The following is a 14,831-nucleotide window of genomic DNA, read 5'->3' as shown; positions in this document are numbered from 1 at the left end:
TACAAATAATCTACTCGATTATGACGATACGAAGAGGCGAATTACGCGTTGTACAGGCTCAAATGCTCTTTGGCATAGGCTTCAAAATCCGTGCAGCCGCCGATGTGTTTCTGGTCGATAAAAATCTGTGGCACGGTTTCTACTGGCTTACCTACTGTCTTTTCCAGATCTGCTTTTGAAATGCCTTCCGCATGGATATCGATATAACGGAAACGGAAATCATCGCGCTCAGCACTGAGCTTTTCGGCCAACTCTTTGGCACGGACACAATAAGGGCAACCAGGACGACCAAAAATCACTGCAAACATTCAGAATCTCCTTTGAGTTACAAGGCGTTTACGCGAAATTAGCATTTTAAATGGAATACTTCCGGTTACTCTAACAGAAATAGATCCCTGCCGCATAAACTTCAATGCCGTCATTCGTCTCTTGCCACAAAGTCATTGTACATCGTGATCATTGTACATCATGACAGGCGGTGATTTTGAACGACTGGATATGGTGTGACACTATGCCAGCGGATTGATTTTGAATAAAATTGGTATCGCCTGTTAATTTGATAGGTTTTATCTATTAAATTGAGTTTTGGCATGAATGGACAGCAGTGTATGTCTTTATGTCCAGTCGAAATTTGCCATATTGTGCGCTGTCCCTTGTTATTTTCGGTGACTGCGTTAAATTTTGGCACGATGTAAGTTTTAGTAATTTTGCTCAAAAGGAATGCTTAATGAAGGACTCTTTTATTGCCCTTATGCTGATTGCGCTTCCAGTGGCAGCGTTTGCTTCATTTAGTATGCACCTCCATAACCAAAATCGTGAACCGGTCAGTGAGTTTCAGCTGCAGCCGGATTCGGCGTCTCATGTGACCTTGCGCCGTGGCGAGCCTGTCGTGCGCGCCAGCAGCGATCGTTAAGCGTCCGTGAGGCGAACGTGATTTGCTAACTGCAATCACGTTGCTTTGAGTCACCGCGTAGCTTGCCGTTACGCCACGTGAGATTCAATGAATGCGGTGATACGCGCGAGTTACGTGTCTGCGCCACTGCATTCATTGCTTTTATTTCTCTTCGATGATTTCGCTTCGCCGTCCTCTTTGACTGCTCGATGAGAGCGCCGCCACAACTTTTCATTCTGCTTTGCTCACCGCTTCCTTTCCGAATTTTTGCCCTGCATTATCAGTAAGCTGAATACCCTGACTGTACCCAAATGACTTGGCGTTACAGGGAGATGGCATGTGAGTGAATCCCCATGTGCATAGGCAAACGTTGTGCAAACGATATGATTGGGGGTGAGCAAACGTAGCCAACACCGCTGCAGCTTCAAGTCGCACGGGGATCAACGCGTGAAAGGGAATCCAACCAACCCCGTTGTGGGATGAAGTGACCTGTTCTGGTGAGCGAGTCCTGTGTACGCCTATCAGAGCACTTAGGTAGTAGAGCACCTAGTTAGCCAAGGAGAGTGTGAAGATGAGCCGGACTATTCCTTCCAGTCTGCCCGGATGCAGCAATGTGCATGCTGGCGTATCCAGTAGCGATCAGCATAAACGCAGTTATATCAGCCCATTGTCGTTTTCCGTGCCGCCCGATGTGGTGTGGCGGGCGCTGCGTCAGTTAGTGGTGAATTGGCCGCGTACTGACGTGATTAAAGATGTGCCGGGTTATTTGAAAGTGCTGAGCCATTCGCGGCTGTTGCGCTTACCAGACGAAGTCGAGTTTTTATTGGATACGCACCATGCTTGTATCTGCATCTGTTCTGTGTCTAAAGTGTTGCCTTACGATTTTGGCAGTAACCGCCGGCGTATTGAAAAATTGCGCGCCGCGTTAACAGCGCAATTAGCACAACATGATGCTCCTGCACCGTAATAACTGATGAGCTTTACATGACACAAAGACCTAAATTTGTCCTCCCTTGGCCGATTGTGATAAGCGAGGTGGTCGGTTTTTTACTGATTATTCTTGGCTACCTCGATATCAAACAAAGTTCTCTGTTACCGGCATGGCTCAGTGGCACGGGCAGTGCCGCGACGATGATCATTGTCGGACTGATTTTGATGTTACCGGCTGGGTTGTTTTTGGTGTCCGGCTGGTTTGGTCAGCTAGACAGCTGGATTAAACCGACGTTTAACCACAGTGCTGGGCATGAGCGTAAGAAAAAGGAGCATGATGATGACACCGACCATTGATCTGATCTGTTCACATCGTTCTATCCGTCAATTTACGGATCGGCCGATCAGCCCAGAGCAACTTCACGCCATTATCGATTCGGCGCGCGCGGCATCATCCTCCAGCTTTTTGCAGCTGGTCAGTATTATTCGGATCACCGATCCGGCCTTGCGTCAGCAGCTAGTGAAATTATCTGGCGAGCAGGCCTATGTGGCACAGGCGGCAGAGTTTCTGGTCTTTTGTGCCGACTTTAACCGTAATCAGCAGATTTACCCGCAAGCGCAGTTGGGATTTGCCGAGCAGCTGTTAACCGGCAGCATTGATGCGGCGCTGATGGGGCAAAATGCCTTACTGGCGGCAGAGTCACTGGGCATGGGCGGCGTATTTATCGGCGGTTTGCGTAATCATATTCAGGCGGTCACCGATCTGTTGCACTTGCCGCAGCATGTACTGCCATTGTTTGGTCTGTGTTTGGGTTATCCTGCGCAAGATCCGCAGCAAAAGCCGCGCCTACCGGCGTCGATTATGCTGCATGAAAACCAGTATCAGCCGCTGGATAGCGCGGAATTGGCGCAGTATGATGCGGAGATGGCGCATTATTACCAATCTCGTGGCAGTAACCTCAAGCAGCAAAATTGGAGCCAGCATATCTGTTCGACCTTAAGTAAAGAGTCGCGTCCTTTCATGCTGGATTATTTACATCGTCAGGGATGGATTACCCGCTAAATGCTCTCCATCGCGATCCTTTCACGGGATGCCTCTTTGTACTCGTGCCAGCGGCTGGTTGCAGCCGCTGAAGCGCGTGGTTTTCACATTGAGGTGATTGACCCGTTGCACTGTTACATCAATCTCAATGCCGATGAGCCTTCAGTGCACTGCCAAGGGCAACCTTTGCCGGTATACGATGCGGTGATCCCGCGTATTGGTGCCTCGATTACTTTCTATGGCACCAGCGTGCTGCGCCAGTTTGAAATGCTGGGCAGCTACGTACTGAATGACTCCACCTCTATCAGCCGTGCGCGTGACAAATTACGCTCACTGCAGCGCTTGGCGCGCAAAGGTATTGGCCTGCCGATCACTGGGTTTGCCAGCTCGCCAGGGGATACGGACGATCTGATCAAAATGGTTGGTGGTGCGCCATTGGTGGTGAAACTGGTGGAAGGCACGCAAGGCATTGGCGTGGTGCTGGCGGAAACCCGTCAGGCTGCGGAAAGTGTCATCGATGCCTTTCGGGGCCTGAATGCCAATATTTTGGTGCAAGAGTACATTGCCGAAGCGCAAGGCTCGGATATTCGCTGTTTTGTGATTGGCGATCGGGTGGTCGCGGCCATGAAACGGCAAGCCAAGGCGGGTGAGTTTCGCTCCAATTTACATCGTGGCGGGAGTGCCACACCGGTGGAAATCAGTGTCGCGGAGCGCGATATGGCGGTACGCGCCGCACAGATCATCGGCTTGAATGTGGCTGGGGTCGATATTTTGCGCTCGAAGCGCGGCCCACTGGTGATGGAAGTGAATGCATCGCCGGGGATTGAAGGTATTGAACGTGCTACGGGGCAAGATGTCGCGGGGCAAATACTGGATTATCTGGCCGAGCAGGTGATGCGTCATCGGCAGGACAGGTAGCGATGAGACAGGTTAAGTGGCGCGGTCAGCATCAGTGACCGCGCAGAGCGTCAGCGACAGGGAGTCTTGCGCTAATATTATACCGAACGGAACTGATTAAACTCCGGATGGTAATGAAAACCGCTGTGTTCGAGCTTTTCACACAGCGCGGCGGCATCAATATCGTAGGCCTGAGCCAGCTCGTACAGATTGTCGAACTCATTACGCAGCTTCATATTAACGATACTCATCAACATGGTGCTGTCCATTTGCGCAAAGCGGGTGAGATCCATCATACCTCCTCGTACCGCGAATAAGCACTGCCGGTACTTCTTCATTATCAACGTATCACATCGTGATGCCTTTTCAGGATGCATCACACAAGCATAGATGTTAATCAGAAAATTTCGAGTACAGATAAGCAAAGGCTCAGTTAAACCGGCGAATGACTTGAGCAAACGGCCTCAGAAAATGACCGAGGAAAACGTGGCGATTGGCCTGGTATTGGCTGGCGGCTGGCCACAATTCACGTCAGGACACGAATTATTGCGTGAGAGCATAGATAAATCACTGCCCATTTCGTAAGCTACACCGATAATTTCACGTGTACTTGTTGTGTAGTGTGGCATGAATAACTTACCTGTTCCCGATTTGACCGTATTGAAAACCTGGCTGCTGCAGTTAGGGATCGAGTTTTTCGAGTGTGAATCTTGTCAGGCTCTGCACCTGCCGCATATGCAGAACATCAACGGGATTTTTGATGCCAAAATTGATTTGCTGGATGAAGACATTATTGTCTTTTCGGCGGCCACTGAAGTGCGTCCAACCGGCTTGTTGCCACTGGTAGCGGGGCTCAGTGACATTAATGCTCAGTTCTCGCTGGTAAATGGTTTTGTGGATGTACAAGATGACAATCTGCCAAAACTCATCGTCACCCACTCACTGACTGCCGGTGCCGGTTTAACCCTGGCGCAGTTCCAGCGTTTTGTGCTGCAAACCCAGCAGCAAATCGAGCTGTTTGTCGAAAACGTCAAACTGAAAGGCTTCCTGTTTTTCCCAGAGGAAGATGAGTTTTCTGAGCAGGATAAAGTCCTGCATTAAGGCCAGATGCGCGGGTGGAGGATTATCTTGACCCGCGCCGTTTCAATGAGTCGGCTGCGCTACGCTTACCTTAATATCCCTTTCTTTGTGCTAATGGGGCTGCCAAATTCTTTGCGGCAATCCGTTTTTTACCCTCCGGTGTAAATACCTGACAACTTACTATAAAACCGCCTTTCCCACCTTGCATTTCACTGTTTTTTAACTCTTATGCCACAGGTGATAGAGCAATAATGGCTATTTGTCTTGCATGCTGTCGTTTTGCCCTCACCTTATGGTCTTAACATCCAGACAACGTTATGCTACTTAGCGTTATTAATCTGTTGGCTAACATGGAGGTTTTGGTAATGAATGCAGTGTTTGCGCGTCAGTTCACCGGGGCTAAATGGGTCGGAGCGATCCTGGCCTCCATGCTGGTTTTGTCTTCTGCGCAGGCGGAAGAGAAAACGCTGCATGTCTACAACTGGTCTGACTATATTGCCCCTGATACGCTGGCGAATTTCCAAAAAGCCAGTGGCGTGAAAGTCGTGTACGACGTGTTTGATTCCAACGAAGTGTTGGAAGGCAAACTGATGGCCGGTAATACCGGTTTTGATATCGTGGTGCCGTCGGCCAGTTTTCTGGAGCGCCAGATTAAAGCCGGCGTGTTTAAACCGCTGGATAAAAGCAAGCTGACCCATTACGCCAATTTGGATCCGGAGTTGCTCAAAATGCTGAGCAAACACGATCCGGATAACCAATACGGGATCCCGTATCTGTGGGCGACCACCGGAATTGGCTATAACGTCGATAAAGTCAAAGCGGTGCTCGGGGAAAATGCGCCGGTCGATAGCTGGGATCTGGTGTTGAAGCCGGAGAATCTGGCTAAGCTGAAAAGCTGCGGAGTGGCTTTCTTAGATGCGCCGAGCGAAGTGTACGCCACCGTGCTCAATTATCTGGGTAAAGATCCTAACAGCACCGATCCAAAAGATTACTCCGGTGCCGCCAATGATCTGTTATTGCAACTGCGCCCGAGCGTGACTTACTTCCACTCATCCCAATATATCAATGATTTGGCTAACGGTGATGTCTGCGTCGCCATTGGTTGGGCCGGGGATGTGAAGCAGGCGGCCAACCGCGCGAAAGAGGCCAACAACGGCGTGAATGTTGGCTACAGCATTCCGAAAGAAGGAGCATTAGCCTTCTTCGATATGCTGGCGATTCCCGCGGATGCGAAAAACACCGATACCGCCTATGCCTTTATGGATTATTTGCTGCAACCGGAAGTGATTGCCGGAGTCAGTGATGCGGTGTACTACGCCAACGGGAATGCGAAAGCGACCGAATTGGTAAAACCAGAGATCCGAAACGATCAGGGCATTTACCCGACCGCTGAAACGCGGGCCAAAATGTTCACCCTGACGGTTAAAGATCCTAAAGTGGACCGGGTGATCACCCGCTCCTGGACACGGGTTAAAAGCGGCCAATAACCCGGATTCCAAACGTTTAGCCGCGCTACAGTTGGCGTATCGACTGGGCTTGCTGGCCCAGTTTCGCTACAGCGGCGCTGGCGGAAATGGCAATTGAACATGCGTATTGCCGGTGTCTTGCAGGCAGCAAAACCTTGCAAGCACCGGATCACCCCTGATGTAACACGGATTGTGTTGATGATGGATCATTAACGGTTTTTGTTGTCTAGGAGACCCCCATCAGTGAAAGAGACGCAAGCTCGTCCTCAAAACAAAGCCCCCAAGCTGAAAACACCGTTGCTGGAAGTGCGTAACCTCACCAAATCCTTCGATGGTTCGTTGGCGGTGGATGATGTCGATCTGACTATCTATAAAGGTGAAATTTTTGCCTTACTGGGCGCCTCAGGCTGTGGCAAGTCCACCTTGCTGCGGATGTTGGCTGGATTTGAGTTGCCGACTAGTGGCCAGATTTTCCTCGACGGACAGGATTTGTCCGCCGTGCCGCCGTATAAACGCCCGATCAACATGATGTTCCAGTCGTATGCACTGTTCCCGCATATGACAGTGGAGCAGAACATTGCCTTTGGTCTTAAGCAGGACAAATTACCGACAGCGGAGATCCGCAATCGGGTGGCGGAGATGCTGGAACTGGTACACATGCAAGAGTTTGCCAAGCGTAAGCCACATCAGTTATCCGGCGGCCAGCGCCAGCGGGTGGCATTGGCGCGCAGTCTGGCTAAACGGCCAAAGCTATTGCTACTGGATGAGCCGATGGGGGCGCTGGATAAAAAGCTGCGTGACCAGATGCAACTGGAAGTGGTGGATATTCTCGAGCGCGTGGGCGCAACCTGCGTGATGGTGACCCACGATCAGGAAGAAGCCATGACCATGGCTGGGCGTATCGCCATCATGAACCGCGGAAAATTCGTGCAAATTGGTGAGCCAGAAGAGGTATACGAGTACCCGAACAGCCGCTTTAGTGCTGAGTTTATCGGCAGCATCAATGTGTTCGAAGGCATGTTGCAAGAAGAGCAGGAAGAGCACTATATCGTGCGCAGTCCTGGCTTAGTGCACCCACTGAAAGTTGAGCAAGAGGTCAAGATCACCCCGGATGTGCCGGTGATGGTGGCGCTGCGGCCAGAAAAAATTGCTCTGTGCGATGATGTGCCGGAAGAGGGCTGTAACTTTGCGGTGGGCGAAGTGGTGAACATCGCTTACTTAGGCGATTTGTCGATTTATCACGTGCGACTGCACAGCGGCATGATTTTGACCGCCCAGTTGCAAAACGATTGTCGCTACCGCCGCGGTATGCCGACGTGGGGAGATGAGGTGCGGCTGTACTGGAATCCGGACAGCTGTGTCGTACTGACCGCTTGACGCAAGGAACAAGGAGACAGGGATGAAATTGCTCGATTCTCGTCACCGTCCGGGCGGACGCCACGCGGTGATTGCGGCTCCCTATATCTGGCTGCTGGTCTTTTTTCTGGTGCCATTTCTGATTGTTTTCAAAATCAGTTTTGCTGAGATGCAGGTAGCGATCCCGCCGTATACCGATCTGGTTGAATGGCTGGATGGCAAACTGACCATCTCACTTAATCTGGGTAATTACGCCTATCTGATTGAAGACCCACTGTATGTTGATGCTTATCTGCATTCGCTGGAAATCGCGGGGATCTCGACATTGCTGTGTCTGCTGCTCGGCTATCCGATGGCGTGGGCGATAGCGAACAGCAGCCCGTCGGTGCGCAATATTTTACTGTTACTGGTGATTTTGCCGTCGTGGACCTCGTTTTTAATTCGGGTATACGCGTGGATTGGTCTGCTGAAAAATAACGGGGTGATTAACAATATCCTGATGTGGGCGGGCATTATCGATCAACCGTTACCGATGCTGCATACCGATTTTGCCGTGTACATCGGCATTGTGTATGCCTATTTGCCGTTCATGATTTTGCCGCTGTATACCGCGCTGCTAAAGCTCGATTACTCGCTGGTGGAGGCATCGCTTGATTTAGGCGCTAAACCGGTGCGCACCTTCTTTTCGGTGATCTTGCCCCTGACCAAAGGCGGCATTATTGCGGGTTCAATGTTGGTGTTCATTCCGGCGGTGGGGGAGTTTGTGATCCCAGAGCTACTTGGCGGTCCGGATAGCATCATGATTGGACGGGTGATGTGGCAGGAGTTTTTCAATAACCGCGATTGGCCGGTGGCCTCGGCGGTGGCGATTATCATGTTGCTGCTGTTGGCGTTACCGATCATGTGGTTCCATAAACACCAGAATCAGGAGGTGCGCTGATGAGCTCGATGCCGGCACAAAAAGGCTATTGGAAAGCCCTGATCCTGTTTATCGGTCTGAGTTTTTTGTATGTACCGATGATTATGCTGGTGGTGTACTCCTTTAACAGCTCACGTCTGGTCACGGTGTGGGCCGGATGGTCAACGATTTGGTATCGCGAGTTGTTTGCCGATCAGGCGATGATGGATGCGGTCTGGCTCAGTTTGACCATCGCTACCGCAGCGGCCAGTGCTGCCGTAGTGTTGGGCACGATGGCCTCCTTTGTGATGACCCGTTTTCGTCGTTTTCGCGGCCAGACCTCGTTTGCGTTTATGCTGACCGCGCCATTGGTGATGCCTGAGGTGATCACCGGTTTGTCGCTGCTGTTGCTGTTTGTGGCGATGGGGCAGTGGCTCGGTTGGCCGCAGCAGCGCGGCGCGATGACTATCTGGTTGGCGCACGTGACTTTCTGTACCTCCTATGTGGCGGTGGTAGTCAGTGCTCGCCTGCGCGAGCTGGATCGCTCGGTGGAGGAGGCGGCGATGGATCTTGGCGCGCCGCCGCTGAAAGTGTTCTTCGTCATCACGGTGCCGCAAATCGCGCCGGCATTGGTGTCTGGCTGGTTATTGGCCTTTACCTTGTCGTTGGATACCTTGGTTATCTCAAGTTTTGTCTCAGGGCCAAGCTCGACCACCTTACCGATGATTGTGTTCTCCAGTGTACGCATGGGGGTATCGCCGAAAATCAACGCCTTGGCGACCTTGATTATTTTGGCCGTGAGTCTCATCGGCTTGCTGTCATGGTGGTTGATGTCGCGCGCTGAAAAGCGACGTCGTTTAGAGATGCTGTTGCCACAAAAATAGTGCGCGTCCTGTGGGGGCGTATTGAGCGGCGCAGGCTAGGGCGCTGACAACAGTGTTGGCGCTAATTGGCAAGGAGGGGTAGAATTCTGCCCCTCTTTTTATTTTTACGCCACCCGATACGATTGCGAGGTTTGCATGCAGTGTGCGCACTTTCAGGCCGGTGAATGCCGCTCCTGTCATTGGCTTGACCGCCCTTATTCCGAGCAACTGCAGCAAAAACAGCATGACTTGCAGGCGTTATTTACCCCGATTGCGGTCGGTCAGTGGTTACCGGCAGTTTCTGGCCCTGAGCAGGCGTTTCGCAACAAAGCTAAAATGGTGGTCAGTGGCGCGGTAGAGCGTCCGCTGCTGGGCATTTGCGATGCCGCCGGCAATGGTGTCGACCTGTGTGATTGTCCGCTCTATCCGGCGGCGTTTCAGGCGCTATTCCCCGCCTTAAAGCAATTTATTGGCCGCGCCGGTTTAACGCCTTATCAGATTGCACGGCGCCGTGGCGAGCTTAAATATCTGCTGTTAACGCAAAGTACCCTCAGTGGCGAATTCATGCTGCGCTTTGTGCTGCGCTCTGACAGCAAATTACCGTTAATTCGCCGTGAACTGGGCTGGCTGCAAGCGCAGTTGCCACAGTTACGGGTGATCTCGGTGAATATCCAGCCGGTGCACATGGCCATTATGGAAGGGGAGCAGGAGATTATCCTGACGGCGGATGAAGCGCTAGAAGAGCAGTTTAATCGGGTGCCGCTGTATATTCGCCCGCGTAGCTTTTTCCAGACCAACCCCGATGTTGCGGCCAAATTGTATGCGACGGCGCGTGATTGGGTGCGTGCGTTACCGGTGCATTCCCTGTGGGATCTGTTTTGTGGCGTCGGCGGGTTTGGCTTGCACTGCGCCACGCCCGACATGGCGTTAACCGGTATTGAGATTTCCCCAGAAGCCATTGCTTGTGCGCAAAAATCGGCAGCGACCTTGGGGCTAAACAAGGTGCAGTTTCAGGCGTTAGATTCGGCGGATTTTGCCCATAGCCGCGATGCGGTGCCGGATCTGGTGCTGGTGAACCCCCCACGGCGTGGGATCGGGGTGGCGCTGTGCGAATACCTGTCGCGGATGGCGCCGGAGTATATTTTGTACTCCAGCTGCAATGCGGTCAGTATGCAGGCCGATGTAGCGCGCTTGACGGCCAATGGCCAGTATCAGCTGTTGCAAATGCAGCTGTTCGATATGTTCCCGCACACCGCGCACTATGAGGTGCTGGGGCTGTTGAAGAAATCTGCCTGTTAAGCATTTTCGCTAATACAATCGCTATGCGCTCGAGGTTTGTACGCGCATGCTGCAATACTTCGCGCTGAACAACAAAAAACCGCCAGTGATTGGCGGTTTTTTTATGGCAAATTTTTCTCTGGTAAAAAGTTGAGCATGGTATGGCATCTTCGCCGCTCTGCGGCGAGCACGGCCAGTACTGCTATTGATTGCGTCACGCGTTATTTTTACGCTGTTTTTGGCGCTTTCTTTTCGCGCCAAGTGACGCCTTCAAGCGTCAACAGCGCGGTTTTGATGGGTAGCCCACCGCTGTAGCCGGTCAGCGAGCGATCTTTGCCGAGGACGCGGTGACACGGGATGATGATGGCCAGTGGATTCGCGCCGATGGCACCACCGACGGCGCGCACGGCTTTCGGATTACCGATGCGCTGGGCGATATCGCCATAGCAGCGGGTGCCCGCATAGGGAATTTGCAGTAATTGCTGCCAAACCTGTTGCTGAAACGGAGTGCCGACAGGGGCGAGCAGTAATTGCTCGGCTGAAGGTTTTTTCCCCGCAAAATACGCATCCAAAAAGTCGCAGGCTTGCTCCAGTGGGCGATTTTTCCCCGCTTGCCACAGCGGATTATGCGGCGGGTTTTCCGATGGCAGATACAAATGGCGCAGACCATGACGGTCGGCAATCAGCAATAACTCTCCCAATGGGGAGGCGTATTTAACGTAATACATCAGGTTGGTGTCCTTGCGCGGGTTCTGACTGTAGCTAAGTTAGCCTGCTTTTTCGGTATGACAAAACCGACCTGTCACAAAAGTGCGGCTGATCCGGCCAGATGGCAGCGACTAAATGGTATTAAATGGCCGCGAGAATGTAGCGGGTGGCCGATAAGCCGAGGATGGCTGGGCTGATAGGATTTCAGTATAGAAAACGGCATCTCGTAGGATGCCGTTATAAATGAAACTCAGTTTATTGGATACGAAATGACATAGCCTAGCGAACGCATGCGATTTAGCAGCGCTGCTCGAATGCCAGCATCCGCTTTTCCATCTGACGCATCAAGATAGTCAGCAAACCATTCACGACCAGATAAATCACCCCAGCCATGCCAAATACCGCTAGCGTATCGTAGGTTTGGGCGTTCAGTTGCTGGGCATAGCCCATGATATCCATGATAGTGATGGTACTGGCCAGTGACGTGCCTTTAAAAATCAACACCACTTCGTTGGAATAAGCAGGCAAAGAGCGTTTCAATGCGTAAGGCACTAAAATGCGCAGCGTTTGCAAGCGGGTCATTCCCAGTGCGCTACAAGATTGCCACTGTCCCGCCGGAATCGCTTTTACTGCCCCGTAGAACAACAAGGTGGAGTAGGCCGCGCTATTGAGCGCTAAGGCCAGCATGGCGCAAAACCAAGGCTCGGACAGCAATGGCCACAGCACGCTGTTACGCAGGCTTTCAAACTGACCCGGGCCGTAGTAAATCAGAAAAATCTGAATCAGCAGCGGGGTGCCGGTGAACAACGTCAGATAGCCTTTAGTCAACCAGCGCAGCGGCCCTTTGCGACCGGCCATGATCACAGTCATCACTACCGCCAGAGTAAAACCAATCAACAGGGCGCACACGGTCAGCGATAAGCTGGTTTGTAGCCCCTGCAACAACGTTGGCAAATAATCCCACATCAGGCGGCACTCCTTTCAAAACGGGTGACATACAAATCCAGCCGGTGCAGCAAAAACTGGCTGATGAGCGTGACCACCAGATACAGCACGGCGGCCAACGCAAACCAGGTAAACGGCTGCCACGTTGAGGTGGCAATGGTTTGAGCCTGACGCATTAACTCATTGACCCCAATCAGGGAAACCAGCGCGGTGTCTTTCAGCAGCACCAGCCATTGGTTACCCAGCCCTGGCAGGGCGTGACGCCAGACTTGCGGCAGGATCACGCGCACAAAAATATCTTTACGCGTCATGCCGAGTGCCAAGCCAGACTCCCACTGCCCCTGTGAAATAGCCTTCAGCGCGCCCCGCAGTGTCTGCGAGGCGTAGGAGGCAAAAATCACGGCCAGTGCCACCGCGCCGCACCAAAACGGACTGAATTCGACAAATTCGCCGCTTAGCAGGAAGAGCACCTGTGTCGAGCCAAAATAAATAAACAATACGACCAGAATTTCCGGCAGACCGCGCAGTACCGTCACCAGCATACTGACAGGCCAACTGACGAAGCGCCATCGCACGGACTCAAGAACGGCAAATAACAGGGCCAGGATCAGCCCTATCACTAAAGAGGTGAGTGCCAGACCGACAGTCATGCCGGTCGCCGCCAGGAGTAGGTGGAGAAATTCTGTTCCGGCCATCGTTAATTATTTAAACCACTTGTTGTAGATGGATTGATAGGTACCGTTGGCATGCAAGGTATCCAGCGCGGTGTTGAGCTTGTTCAGCAGTTCGGTGTTGCCTTTGTTGACGGCAATGCCGAAGCCTTTACCAAAGTAAGCTTGATCGGTCACCGGAGCGCCGACAGGCTGCAGGTTGGCATCTTGCTTCAGCCACTCGGCAATCACCGCGGTGTCACCAAATACGGCATCAATCCGGCCATTTTTCATATCGATCACGGCATTTTGATAGCTACCGTAAGGCACCGATTTCAGATCTTTCATCTGCTCATTGATATAGGTTTGGTGAGTGGAGCCATTTTGTACGCCAACCCGCTTACCTTGCAGGCCAGCGGCATCGGCAAACTTACCTTTCTGGGCGATGAATACCGCGGCGTTGTCATAGTAAGGCTTGGTGAAGTCCACCTGCTTTAAACGCTCTTCGGTGATATCCATAGCGGAAATGGCTGCATCGTAACGACGGAATTTCAGGCTCGGGATCAGGCTGTCAAATGCTTGGTTGCTGAACGTACATTCCGCTTTGATTTCCGCGCACAGCGCTTTAGCCAGATCGACATCAAAACCGACGATTTCGTTTTTCTCGTTGGTGGACTCAAACGGTGGATAGGTTGCTTCCATGGCAAAGCGAATAGTGTCGGCGGCCATTACCGTACTGCTAAAACCTGCGCAAAGGCTGCTAGTCAGCAGAGCTGCGGTCAGTAATTTTTTCATGATGAACTCCTTGTAATACGCAGAGAAAACTCAGTGCGATAAATAACCGGCAAAGGCCGAGGTTTGAGGTTGAGTGAAGCAGGTGGCATTGCCTTGTTCGAGGATATGCCCTTGCTCCATGTAAATCACCTGACTGGCCACTTTCTTGGCCACTTCCACTTCGTGGGTCACGATAACCTGTGTGATCCCCGTTTGTGCCAACTCTTGAATGATGCTGACCACTTGTGCAGTGATCTCTGGATCTAGCGCGGCCGTCGGCTCATCAAACAAGAGCACTTGTGGCTCCATCATCAGGGCGCGGGCAATAGCGACCCGCTGTTGCTGACCGCCCGATAGATGCAGCGGATAACGGCCGGCATACGGCGTCAGACGTAACCGTTCCAGCAACACGTTAGCGCGGCTTTGAGCTTGTTCTTTGCTTAAACCCAATACTCGGCACGGGGCTTCAGTCAGATTTTCCATCACGGTCAGATGTGGCCAGAGGTTGTACTGCTGAAAGACCATGCCGACGTTTTGGCGCAGCTCACGCACGGCGCGACTGTCAGGTTCGCGCGATAAATCAAAGTCCATACCGGCAATGTGCAGAGTGCCACTTTTGGGCACTTCCAACAGATTCAATACCCGCAGCAGCGAACTTTTGCCGGCACCGCTCGGGCCGAGCAGTACCAGTGTCTCGCCAGCGCTGCATTCAAAACTGATATTGTGTAAGGCTTGGTGTTCGCCGTAAAAGCAATTCACCTGATTTAACTGAATACTCATGCGATCCAACTGAATAATGAGTTATTTTTGGTGATAGTAAATAGATTCGCATAATTATGCAATATAGATATGTAAGATAAGAATAAGAAAATGGTCTGATTTTTCTGTCATCTTGTTCTATGTCAGGCTTGGTGCGGCTTTCGTTGATACTTTTTGTCTTGAATTCATGGTGTGATAGGTCAAAGAAACGGCACGACACAGTGCGCTAAGGCAGTATTTGCCTTGAAGGGATAAAAAATCCAGCTTGAATAACTTTTCACTGTAAATGAAAG

The 14,831-nt window shown here is 51.8% G+C and carries 18 protein-coding genes; 11 read left to right on the top strand and 7 right to left on the bottom strand.

From position 1 onward, the window contains the following. Positions 1–41: 41 nt before the first annotated feature. Positions 42–308, bottom strand: coding sequence for a GrxA family glutaredoxin (locus NCTC9997_RS10575; RefSeq protein WP_010864201.1), 267 nt, complete (start codon positions 306–308; stop codon positions 42–44). A 419-nt stretch (positions 309–727) separates the two neighbouring features. Here NCTC9997_RS10575 and NCTC9997_RS10570 point away from each other — a divergent pair, with 419 nt between their 5' ends. The 5 genes from NCTC9997_RS10570 (at position 728) to rimK (ending at position 3,782) form a co-directional block, all read left to right on the top strand. Next, complete coding sequence (locus tag NCTC9997_RS10570; protein ID WP_039045554.1) at positions 728–913, top strand: hypothetical protein; 186 nt, start codon at positions 728–730, stop codon at positions 911–913. A gap of 550 nt (positions 914–1,463) precedes the next feature. Then, on the top strand, positions 1,464–1,859 hold the full coding sequence (locus tag NCTC9997_RS10565) for a DUF1499 domain-containing protein (RefSeq protein ID WP_010864199.1): 396 nt from the start codon (positions 1,464–1,466) through the stop codon (positions 1,857–1,859). 17 nt (positions 1,860–1,876) lie between these two features. Then, complete coding sequence (locus NCTC9997_RS10560; protein ID WP_010864198.1) at positions 1,877–2,179, top strand: DUF1418 family protein; 303 nt, start codon at positions 1,877–1,879, stop codon at positions 2,177–2,179. Then, positions 2,163–2,885: an oxygen-insensitive NADPH nitroreductase gene (nfsA, locus tag NCTC9997_RS10555; protein WP_064978044.1), complete on the top strand. Its 723-nt coding sequence runs from the start codon at positions 2,163–2,165 to the stop codon at positions 2,883–2,885. The genes NCTC9997_RS10560 and nfsA overlap by 17 nt, the downstream gene beginning before the upstream one ends. Next, complete coding sequence (gene rimK / locus NCTC9997_RS10550; protein WP_064978043.1) at positions 2,886–3,782, top strand: 30S ribosomal protein S6--L-glutamate ligase; 897 nt, start codon at positions 2,886–2,888, stop codon at positions 3,780–3,782. 77 nt (positions 3,783–3,859) lie between these two features. Here rimK and NCTC9997_RS10545 read toward each other — a convergent pair whose 3' ends face one another. Then, entirely contained in the window at positions 3,860–4,054 is a 195-nt protein-coding gene (locus tag NCTC9997_RS10545) for a DUF4250 domain-containing protein (protein ID WP_010864195.1), read from the bottom strand. Positions 4,055–4,388: 334 nt separating this feature from the next. Between NCTC9997_RS10545 and NCTC9997_RS10540 the strand changes: the two genes are divergently transcribed. The 6 genes from NCTC9997_RS10540 to rlmC all read left to right on the top strand — a co-directional run bounded on the left by NCTC9997_RS10540 (position 4,389) and on the right by rlmC (position 10,723). Beyond that, positions 4,389–4,862, top strand: a complete 474-nt coding sequence (locus tag NCTC9997_RS10540) for a YbjN domain-containing protein (protein ID WP_039045557.1) — start codon at positions 4,389–4,391, stop codon at positions 4,860–4,862. 407 nt (positions 4,863–5,269) lie between these two features. Further along, positions 5,270–6,328 carry a spermidine/putrescine ABC transporter substrate-binding protein PotF gene (gene potF, locus NCTC9997_RS10535; protein ID WP_413463053.1) on the top strand — a complete coding sequence of 353 codons (1,059 nt, stop codon included), beginning with the start codon at positions 5,270–5,272 and terminating at the stop codon, positions 6,326–6,328. Positions 6,329–6,550: 222 nt separating this feature from the next. Further along, positions 6,551–7,684, top strand: coding sequence for a putrescine ABC transporter ATP-binding subunit PotG (potG, locus tag NCTC9997_RS10530; protein ID WP_039045558.1), 1,134 nt, complete (start codon positions 6,551–6,553; stop codon positions 7,682–7,684). Positions 7,685–7,706: 22 nt separating this feature from the next. Further along, positions 7,707–8,603 (top strand): putrescine ABC transporter permease PotH, encoded by an 897-nt coding sequence (gene potH, locus NCTC9997_RS10525; protein WP_010864191.1) that lies wholly within the window; start codon positions 7,707–7,709, stop codon positions 8,601–8,603. Then, the gene (locus tag NCTC9997_RS10520) at positions 8,603–9,445 is read left to right on the top strand and encodes an ABC transporter permease subunit (protein WP_010864190.1); all 843 of its coding nucleotides are present in this window, start codon (positions 8,603–8,605) and stop codon (positions 9,443–9,445) included. The genes potH and NCTC9997_RS10520 overlap by 1 nt, the downstream gene beginning before the upstream one ends. 135 nt (positions 9,446–9,580) lie before the next feature. Further along, positions 9,581–10,723: a 23S rRNA (uracil(747)-C(5))-methyltransferase RlmC gene (gene rlmC / locus NCTC9997_RS10515; RefSeq protein ID WP_064978040.1), complete on the top strand. Its 1,143-nt coding sequence runs from the start codon at positions 9,581–9,583 to the stop codon at positions 10,721–10,723. 206 nt (positions 10,724–10,929) lie between these two features. Here rlmC and NCTC9997_RS10510 read toward each other — a convergent pair whose 3' ends face one another. The 5 genes from NCTC9997_RS10510 to artP form a co-directional block, all read right to left on the bottom strand. Then, entirely contained in the window at positions 10,930–11,430 is a 501-nt protein-coding gene (locus tag NCTC9997_RS10510) for a methylated-DNA--[protein]-cysteine S-methyltransferase (RefSeq protein ID WP_064978039.1), read from the bottom strand. 277 nt (positions 11,431–11,707) lie between these two features. Continuing rightward, positions 11,708–12,376, bottom strand: coding sequence for an arginine ABC transporter permease ArtM (artM, locus tag NCTC9997_RS10505; protein WP_010864187.1), 669 nt, complete (start codon positions 12,374–12,376; stop codon positions 11,708–11,710). Next, positions 12,376–13,050 (bottom strand): arginine ABC transporter permease ArtQ, encoded by a 675-nt coding sequence (artQ, locus tag NCTC9997_RS10500; RefSeq protein ID WP_064978038.1) that lies wholly within the window; start codon positions 13,048–13,050, stop codon positions 12,376–12,378. The genes artM and artQ overlap by 1 nt, the downstream gene beginning before the upstream one ends. A gap of 6 nt (positions 13,051–13,056) precedes the next feature. Next, the gene (locus NCTC9997_RS10495; protein ID WP_010864185.1) at positions 13,057–13,800 is read right to left on the bottom strand and encodes an arginine ABC transporter substrate-binding protein; all 744 of its coding nucleotides are present in this window, start codon (positions 13,798–13,800) and stop codon (positions 13,057–13,059) included. Positions 13,801–13,830: 30 nt separating this feature from the next. After that, positions 13,831–14,559 carry an arginine ABC transporter ATP-binding protein ArtP gene (artP, locus tag NCTC9997_RS10490; RefSeq protein ID WP_010864184.1) on the bottom strand — a complete coding sequence of 243 codons (729 nt, stop codon included), beginning with the start codon at positions 14,557–14,559 and terminating at the stop codon, positions 13,831–13,833. Positions 14,560–14,831: the final 272 nt, after the last annotated feature.

This window comes from Plesiomonas shigelloides (genome assembly GCF_900087055.1).
In the GTDB taxonomy this organism is placed as follows: domain Bacteria; phylum Pseudomonadota; class Gammaproteobacteria; order Enterobacterales; family CAMTGL01; genus Plesiomonas; species Plesiomonas shigelloides.
Note: the sequence above shows the minus strand (reverse complement) of the source record. Positions and strands in the feature narration are given on the sequence as shown.